Consider the following 7,049-nt stretch of genomic DNA (forward strand, 5'->3'; position numbering starts at 1 on the left):
TTCGAAGGCGACGTATTTCGCGTTACTGGTTGGTTCCGCCAGTGCCAGTAATTTGTGCAGCGGGAAACCAATCCACGGTACTACCATCGACCACGCCTCCACACAGCGCATACGGTAAATCCGCTCTTCCAGCGGGAAACGATGGGTTAAGGCGTCATGGTCGAGCGTTAATGGTTTGGCGACTTCACCACTGATGTTCAACGTCCACGGATCGGTTTTCAGGCTGCCGGCATTTGCCGCTGGATCCGCTTTATCCAGCCCGAACTCATAGTAGTTGTTATAGCCGGAAACTTTATCTTCCGGCGTGAGCGGCAGGTTATTTTGCCAGGCGGCAGGTTTACTAAACTCCAGCGGCTTCCCGGCTGGCGCGGGCGGACGATCGTTGCCCTTAAACCAGCTAAGCAGGTCGGCATGTGTAGTGGTTGGCAGAGAAAGTGCAGCCGCGCTGATGCCTAACGTTTTCAGAATCTGCCGACGTTGCATAAAAAAAGCCGATTCGGCAGTGACATCGGCTTCTGTAAATTGACGAATTTTTTTCATAACAGACTCCCGGTATGCTCCTGATTACTATGGCAGGGAGAATGTCAAAGTGCTGCTAAAATTCGTTAGTTATATGTAAATTATTTTGTACGAAATCTTAACTTATTTTTACCAGAGTGCGCCCCTGCACCTGGTTATTAATAATGGCTTCGGCAAACTTCGGTGCCTCTGTCAGTGAGATTTCTTTTGCTGCTTGTGAATAGAATGATTCCGGTAGATCGGCGACCAGACGCTGCCAGGCCTGCGCCCGACGAGCTGGTGGCGTCATGACTGAATCCACTCCTTGCAGACGGACGTTGCGCAGAATAAACGGCATTACCGTGGTTGGCAGAGCAAAGCCACCCGCCAGACCACAAGCCGCCACGCAGCCGCCGTAGTTCATTTGTGCCAGCACTTTCGCCAGTACTTTGTCACCAACAGTGTCAATTGCGCCTGCCCAGAGTTGCTTTTCCAGGGGACGGGACTCAGCAAACTCATCGCGGGGCAGAATACGGCTGGCTCCTAAACTTTTCAGATATTCATGGGTACTTTCGCGACCAGATACAGCAACGACCTGATAACCCAACTTATGCAGCAGCGCCACAGCCGTACTGCCGACGCCGCCGCTGGCGCCCGTCACCACAATCTCGCCATCCTGCGGACGAATACCGGCATCTTCCAGTGCCAGTACGCACAGCATGGCGGTAAACCCGGCAGTACCGATAACCATCGCTTTACGCGCGTCCAGACCCTGCGGCATCGCAACCAGCCAGTCACCTTTTACGCGCGCCTGTTGTGCCAGCCCGCCCCAGTGGTTTTCACCGACGCCCCAACCCGTCAGTAACACTTCCTGACCGGCATGAAAACGAGGATCTTCACTGGCGCGTACAGTTCCGGCGAAGTCAATACCAGGAATCATCGGAAAATTACGGATGATTTTTCCTTTACCGGTAATCGCCAGCGCATCTTTATAATTCAGACTCGACCAGTGGACATCGACCGTCACATCGCCTTCCGGCAGGCGACTTGCGTCCAGAGTCTGTACAGATGCGAGGGTTTTACCGTCCTGCTGTTCTAAAAGTAACGCCTGCATAAGAGATCCTCATGTGCATGATGGATTGGAAAATAATTTCTGAAGACTATACTCGCTAATGGAAAAGCAAAGCCGATGAAGCGCAATAAATTGCGAGATAAATCTGATTTGCTAGTATGCCCGCGTCCTCACTATCGGAGTTAACACAAGGATGAGATTAACGACGAAATTTTCGGCCTTTGTCACGCTGCTCACCGGGTTAACAATTTTTGTGACTCTGTTGGGCTGCTCGCTTAGTTTCTACAACGCCATTCAGTATAAGTTTAGTCATCGTGTTCAGGCAGTGGCGACGGCTATCGATACTCACCTTGTATCGAATGACTTCAGCACATTGAGGCCACAAATCAGCGAACTGATGATGTCGGCGGATATTGTTCGCGTGGATCTTTTGCACGATAAAAAACAGGTTTATACCCAGTCCCGCAATGGTAGTTACCGTCCGGTGGGAACCAGCGATCTGTTTCGCGAACTGACTGTGCCGTTGATTAAACATCCGGGGATGTCGCTGCGTTTGGTTTATCAGGATCCGATGGGCAACTATTTCCACTCGTTGATGACCACCGCACCGCTCACCGGTGCGATTGGATTTATCATTATTATGCTTTTCCTGGCAGTACGCTGGTTACAGCGGCAACTTGCCGGGCAAGAATTGCTGGAAACCCGCGCTACACGTATTTTAAATGGCGAGCGTGGCTCGAATGTGTTGGGAACCATCTATGAATGGCCGCCCAGAACCAGCAGTGCGCTGGATACGCTGCTTTGTGAAATTCAGAACGCACGCGAACAGCACAGTCGTCTTGATACACTGATCCGCTCCTATGCTGCTCAGGACATCAAAACCGGCCTCAATAACCGACTTTTTTTCGATAATCAGTTAGCAACGTTACTGGAAGATCAGGAGAAAGTGGGGACTCACGGGATCGTGATGATGATCCGCCTGCCGGATTTCAATATGTTGAGCGACACTTGGGGGCACAGCCAGGTTGAAGAACAACTCTTCACCCTGACAAATCTGTTATCGACATTTATGATGCGTTATCCCGGGGCGCTATTGGCGCGTTATCACCGTAGCGATTTCGCCGTGCTGTTGCCACATCGGACATTAAAAGAGGCGGAGAGCATTGCCGGGCAATTGATCAAGGCGGTCGATACCTTACCGACGAATAAAATGCTCGATCGTGATGATATGATTCACATCGGCATCTGTGCCTGGCGTAGCGGGCAGGATACCGAACAGGTGATGGAACATGCGGAATCCGCCACGCGCAATGCGGGATTACAGGGCGGCAATAGCTGGGCTATTTACGATGACTCGTTACCTGAAAAAGGACGCGGTAACGTTCGCTGGCGGACGCTCATCGAGCAAATGCTGAGTCGCGGAGGCCCGCGTCTTTATCAAAAACCGGCGGTTACTCGTGAAGGGCTGGTTCATCATCGCGAACTGATGTGTCGTATCTTTGATGGTAACGAAGAGGTCAGTTCGGCGGAATATATGCCGATGGTGTTGCAGTTTGGCTTATCGGAAGAGTATGACCGTCTGCAAGTCAGTCGCCTCATCCCGCTGTTACGCTATTGGCCACAAGAAAATCTGGCGATTCAGGTCACCGTTGAGTCGTTGATTCGCCCGCGTTTCCAGCGTTGGCTACGTGATACGCTGATGCAGTGTGAAAAATCACAGCGAAAACGCATAATTATTGAACTTGCAGAGGCTGATGTTGGTCAACATATCGGTCGCTTGCAACCTGTCATTCGTTTGATGAATGCTTTAGGGGCTCGGGTCGCCGTCAACCAGGCTGGTTTGACGCTGGTAAGTACCCGTTGGATCAAAGAACTTAATGTTGAATTACTCAAGCTCCATCCGGGGCTGGTAAGAAACATTGAGAAGCGAACAGAGAATCAATTGTTGGTTCAGAGCATGGTAGAAGCGTGTTCCGGGACCAACACCCAGGTTTACGCTACTGGTGTACGTTCGCGAAGCGAGTGGCAGACCCTGATTCAGCGTGGGGTTTTGGGTGGGCAGGGAGATTTTTTTGCGTCCTCACAGCCACTTGATACTAACGTGAAAAAATATTCACAAAGATACTCGGTTTAACCTGCCGTTTGATCCGTTTTCACGTAGAATAACGCGCGCTGCGTTTCACGGGAGCGTGCTTGTCTGTTCGCCAGATTGTTGCAGCACATATGCAGATTAATGACCTTACGCAGTTGCAAACAGGCGAGGAATGCATGCTGATGCATTTAGCCTCTCTGGACTCAGGTAGAGATTTGTAACAAAGGAAACAAACTGCACTAATTTTCACCGTAGCAGATGATTTTTGCGCCTTGTCGCTGCTGCGTGTGGTTGGTAAAGTAAGCGGATTTTCTTTTCCGCCCCAGCTTTCAGGATTATCCCTTAGTATGTTGAAAAAATTTCGTGGCATGTTTTCCAATGACTTGTCCATTGACCTGGGTACTGCGAATACCCTCATTTATGTAAAAGGACAAGGCATCGTATTGAATGAGCCTTCTGTGGTGGCTATTCGTCAGGATCGTGCCGGTTCACCGAAAAGCGTAGCTGCAGTAGGTCATGACGCGAAGCAGATGCTGGGCCGTACGCCGGGCAATATTGCTGCCATTCGCCCAATGAAAGATGGCGTTATCGCTGATTTCTTCGTGACTGAAAAGATGCTCCAGCACTTTATCAAACAAGTGCACAGCAACAGCTTTATGCGTCCAAGCCCGCGAGTTCTGGTTTGTGTGCCGGTTGGCGCTACCCAGGTTGAGCGTCGTGCTATTCGTGAATCCGCGCAGGGCGCAGGCGCCCGCGAAGTATTCCTGATTGAAGAGCCGATGGCAGCAGCAATCGGTGCCGGCTTGCCGGTATCTGAAGCAACCGGCTCCATGGTGGTTGATATCGGTGGTGGTACTACTGAAGTGGCCGTTATCTCTCTGAACGGTGTAGTTTACTCCTCTTCTGTACGTATTGGTGGTGACCGCTTCGACGAAGCGATCATCAACTACGTTCGTCGTAACTACGGTTCTCTGATCGGTGAAGCGACTGCAGAACGTATCAAACACGAAATCGGTTCTGCTTATCCGGGCGATGAAGTCCGTGAAATCGAAGTTCGTGGCCGTAACCTGGCAGAAGGCGTGCCACGCGGCTTTACATTGAATTCCAACGAAATCCTCGAAGCGCTGCAAGAACCGCTGACCGGCATCGTTAGCGCGGTGATGGTTGCGCTGGAGCAGTGCCCGCCGGAACTCGCTTCCGACATTTCCGAGCGCGGAATGGTGCTCACTGGCGGTGGTGCGCTGCTGCGTAACCTTGACCGTTTGTTAATGGAAGAAACCGGCATTCCAGTTGTTGTTGCTGAAGACCCGCTGACCTGTGTGGCACGCGGTGGCGGCAAAGCACTGGAAATGATCGACATGCACGGCGGCGACCTGTTCAGCGAAGAGTAATCGGATGCAGGCAGGGGGAACATCTGTTTGCCCTGCCTGGTCTGATACGAGAATACGCATAACTTATGAAGCCAATTTTTAGCCGTGGCCCGTCGCTACAGATTCGCCTTATTCTGGCGGTGCTGGTGGCGCTCGGCGTTATTATTGCCGACAGTCGCCTGGGGATGTTTAGTCAAATCCGTACCTATATGGATACCGCCGTCAGTCCTTTCTACTTTGTTTCCAATGCTCCTCGAGAATTGCTGGATGGCGTATCACAGACGCTGGCCTCGCGTGATCAACTAGAACTTGAAAACCGGGCGTTACGTCAGGAATTGCTGTTGAAAAACAGCGAACTGCTGATGCTTGGACAATACAAACAGGAGAACGCGCGCCTGCGCGAGCTGCTGGGTTCTCCGTTGCGCCAGGATGAGCAAAAGATGGTGACCCAGGTTATCTCTACGGTTAACGATCCGTATAGCGATCAAGTCGTTATCGACAAAGGCAGCGTTAACGGAGTTTATGAAGGCCAGCCGGTCATCAGCGACAAAGGTGTTGTTGGCCAGGTGGTGGCGGTCGCCAAACTGACCAGCCGCGTGTTGCTGATTTGCGACGCGACCCATGCACTGCCAATTCAGGTACTCCGTAATGATATCCGCGTAATTGCTGCGGGTAACGGTTGTACTGATGATTTACAACTTGAGCACCTGCCAGCGAATACTGATATTCGTGTTGGTGATGTATTGGTGACATCTGGTCTTGGTGGACGCTTCCCGGAAGGTTATCCGGTGGCGGTCGTCTCTTCTGTGAAACTCGATACCCAGCGCGCTTATACCGTGATCCAGGCGCGTCCGACTGCGGGACTGCAACGTTTGCGTTATCTGCTGCTGCTGTGGGGCGCAGATCGTAACGGCGCTAACCCGATGACGCCGGAAGAGGTGCATCGCGTTGCTAATGAACGTCTGATGCAGATGATGCCGCAGGTATTGCCTTCGCCAGACGCGATGGGGCCAAAGTTACCTGAACCGGCAACGGGGATCGCTCAGCCGACTCCGCAGCAACCGACGACAGGAAATGCAGCTACTGCGCCTGCTGCGCCGACACAGCCCGCTGCTAACCGCTCTCCACAAAGGGCTACGCCGCCGCAAAGTGGTGCTCAACCGCCTGCACGTGCGCCAGGAGGGCAATAGTGGCGAGATATCGTAGCCAGGGGCGCTGGGTTATCTGGCTCTCTTTCCTCATCGCCTTGTTACTACAAATTATGCCCTGGCCGGATAATCTCATCGTTTTCCGGCCAAACTGGGTATTGCTCATCTTGCTGTATTGGATCCTGGCCTTGCCCCATCGCGTAAATGTGGGCACAGGTTTTGTGATGGGTGCCATACTGGATCTGATCAGTGGCTCTACGCTCGGTGTCCGGGCGTTGTCGATGAGTATCATTGCTTATCTGGTAGCACTGAAATTCCAGCTTTTCCGCAACCTGGCATTATGGCAGCAGGCGCTGGTCGTCATGTTGCTTTCGCTGGTAGTGGATATTATTGTTTTCTGGGCAGAGTTTTTAGTGATCAACGTCTCTTTCAGACCCGAAGTGTTCTGGAGTAGTGTAGTCAATGGTGTGCTCTGGCCGTGGATTTTCTTGCTGATGCGCAAAATCCGTCAGCAGTTTGCAGTGCAATAAAGGTTTCTATGACTTCTCTGTATTTAGCTTCCGGTTCTCCGCGTCGTCAGGAGTTACTTGCGCAACTTGGCGTGACCTTTGAACGTATTGTTACGGGCATTGAGGAACAGCGCCATCCGCAGGAGAGCGCGCAGCAGTATGTTATGCGTCTGGCGCGTGAGAAAGCGCAAGCAGGTGTTGCTCATACTGCGCAGGATCTCCCGGTACTGGGAGCGGATACCATTGTTGTCCTGAATGGGGAAGTGTTAGAGAAACCGCGCGATGCAGAACATGCGGCGCAGATGTTGCGCAAATTATCGGGACAGACTCATCAGGTAATGACGGCGGGGGGGCGGGGGG

Annotated in this window: 8 protein-coding genes; 5 read left to right on the forward strand and 3 right to left on the reverse strand. The window is 52.1% G+C overall.

Annotated elements, in window-relative coordinates; genetic code table 11:
* Both EQY_RS0101300 and acuI read right to left on the reverse strand, forming a co-directional pair.
* Nucleotides 1-540: molybdopterin-dependent oxidoreductase (locus tag EQY_RS0101300; RefSeq protein ID WP_000723883.1), on the reverse strand; the 540-nt coding region annotated here is incomplete at its 3' end.
* A 97-nt stretch (nt 541-637) separates the two neighbouring features.
* Nucleotides 638-1,612: an acrylyl-CoA reductase (NADPH) gene (gene acuI, locus EQY_RS0101305; RefSeq protein ID WP_001148446.1), complete on the reverse strand. Its 975-nt coding sequence runs from the start codon at nt 1,610-1,612 to the stop codon at nt 638-640.
* Between the two features lie 151 nt (nt 1,613-1,763).
* Between acuI and csrD the strand changes: the two genes are divergently transcribed.
* Nucleotides 1,764-3,704 carry an RNase E specificity factor CsrD gene (csrD, locus tag EQY_RS0101310; RefSeq protein WP_001241425.1) on the forward strand — a complete coding sequence of 647 codons (1,941 nt, stop codon included), beginning with the start codon at nt 1,764-1,766 and terminating at the stop codon, nt 3,702-3,704.
* On the opposite strand, the gene EQY_RS26465 is transcribed toward csrD, so the two are convergent.
* Nucleotides 3,701-3,850, reverse strand: coding sequence for a hypothetical protein (locus EQY_RS26465; RefSeq protein ID WP_016159494.1), 150 nt, complete (start codon nt 3,848-3,850; stop codon nt 3,701-3,703). The genes csrD and EQY_RS26465 overlap by 4 nt on opposite strands.
* 159 nt (nt 3,851-4,009) lie before the next feature.
* Between EQY_RS26465 and mreB the strand changes: the two genes are divergently transcribed.
* The 4 genes from mreB to EQY_RS0101330 form a co-directional block, all read left to right on the forward strand.
* Complete coding sequence (gene mreB, locus EQY_RS0101315) at nt 4,010-5,053, forward strand: rod shape-determining protein MreB (protein WP_000913396.1); 1,044 nt, start codon at nt 4,010-4,012, stop codon at nt 5,051-5,053.
* 65 nt (nt 5,054-5,118) lie between these two features.
* Nucleotides 5,119-6,222 (forward strand): rod shape-determining protein MreC, encoded by a 1,104-nt coding sequence (mreC, locus tag EQY_RS0101320; RefSeq protein WP_000802526.1) that lies wholly within the window; start codon nt 5,119-5,121, stop codon nt 6,220-6,222.
* Nucleotides 6,222-6,710: a rod shape-determining protein MreD gene (gene mreD / locus EQY_RS0101325; RefSeq protein WP_000135265.1), complete on the forward strand. Its 489-nt coding sequence runs from the start codon at nt 6,222-6,224 to the stop codon at nt 6,708-6,710. The genes mreC and mreD overlap by 1 nt, the downstream gene beginning before the upstream one ends.
* Nucleotides 6,711-6,718: 8 nt before the next feature.
* Nucleotides 6,719-7,049: Maf family protein (locus EQY_RS0101330; protein WP_000203082.1), on the forward strand; the 331-nt coding region annotated here is incomplete at its 3' end.

The sequence above is a fragment of the Escherichia sp. TW14182 genome (genome assembly GCF_000208525.1).
Classification (GTDB): domain Bacteria; phylum Pseudomonadota; class Gammaproteobacteria; order Enterobacterales; family Enterobacteriaceae; genus Escherichia; species Escherichia ruysiae.

What these genes read in the sequence shown, in the direction of transcription:
- acuI (WP_001148446.1), bottom strand. Translation starts at nt 1,612, where the DNA reads ATGCAGGCGTTACTTTTAGAACAGCAGGACGGTAAAACCCTCGCATCT.
- csrD (WP_001241425.1), top strand. Translation starts at nt 1,764, where the DNA reads ATGAGATTAACGACGAAATTTTCGGCCTTTGTCACGCTGCTCACCGGG.
- EQY_RS26465 (WP_016159494.1), bottom strand. Translation starts at nt 3,850, where the DNA reads ATGCATCAGCATGCATTCCTCGCCTGTTTGCAACTGCGTAAGGTCATT.
- mreB (WP_000913396.1), top strand. Translation starts at nt 4,010, where the DNA reads ATGTTGAAAAAATTTCGTGGCATGTTTTCCAATGACTTGTCCATTGAC.
- mreC (WP_000802526.1), top strand. Translation starts at nt 5,119, where the DNA reads ATGAAGCCAATTTTTAGCCGTGGCCCGTCGCTACAGATTCGCCTTATT.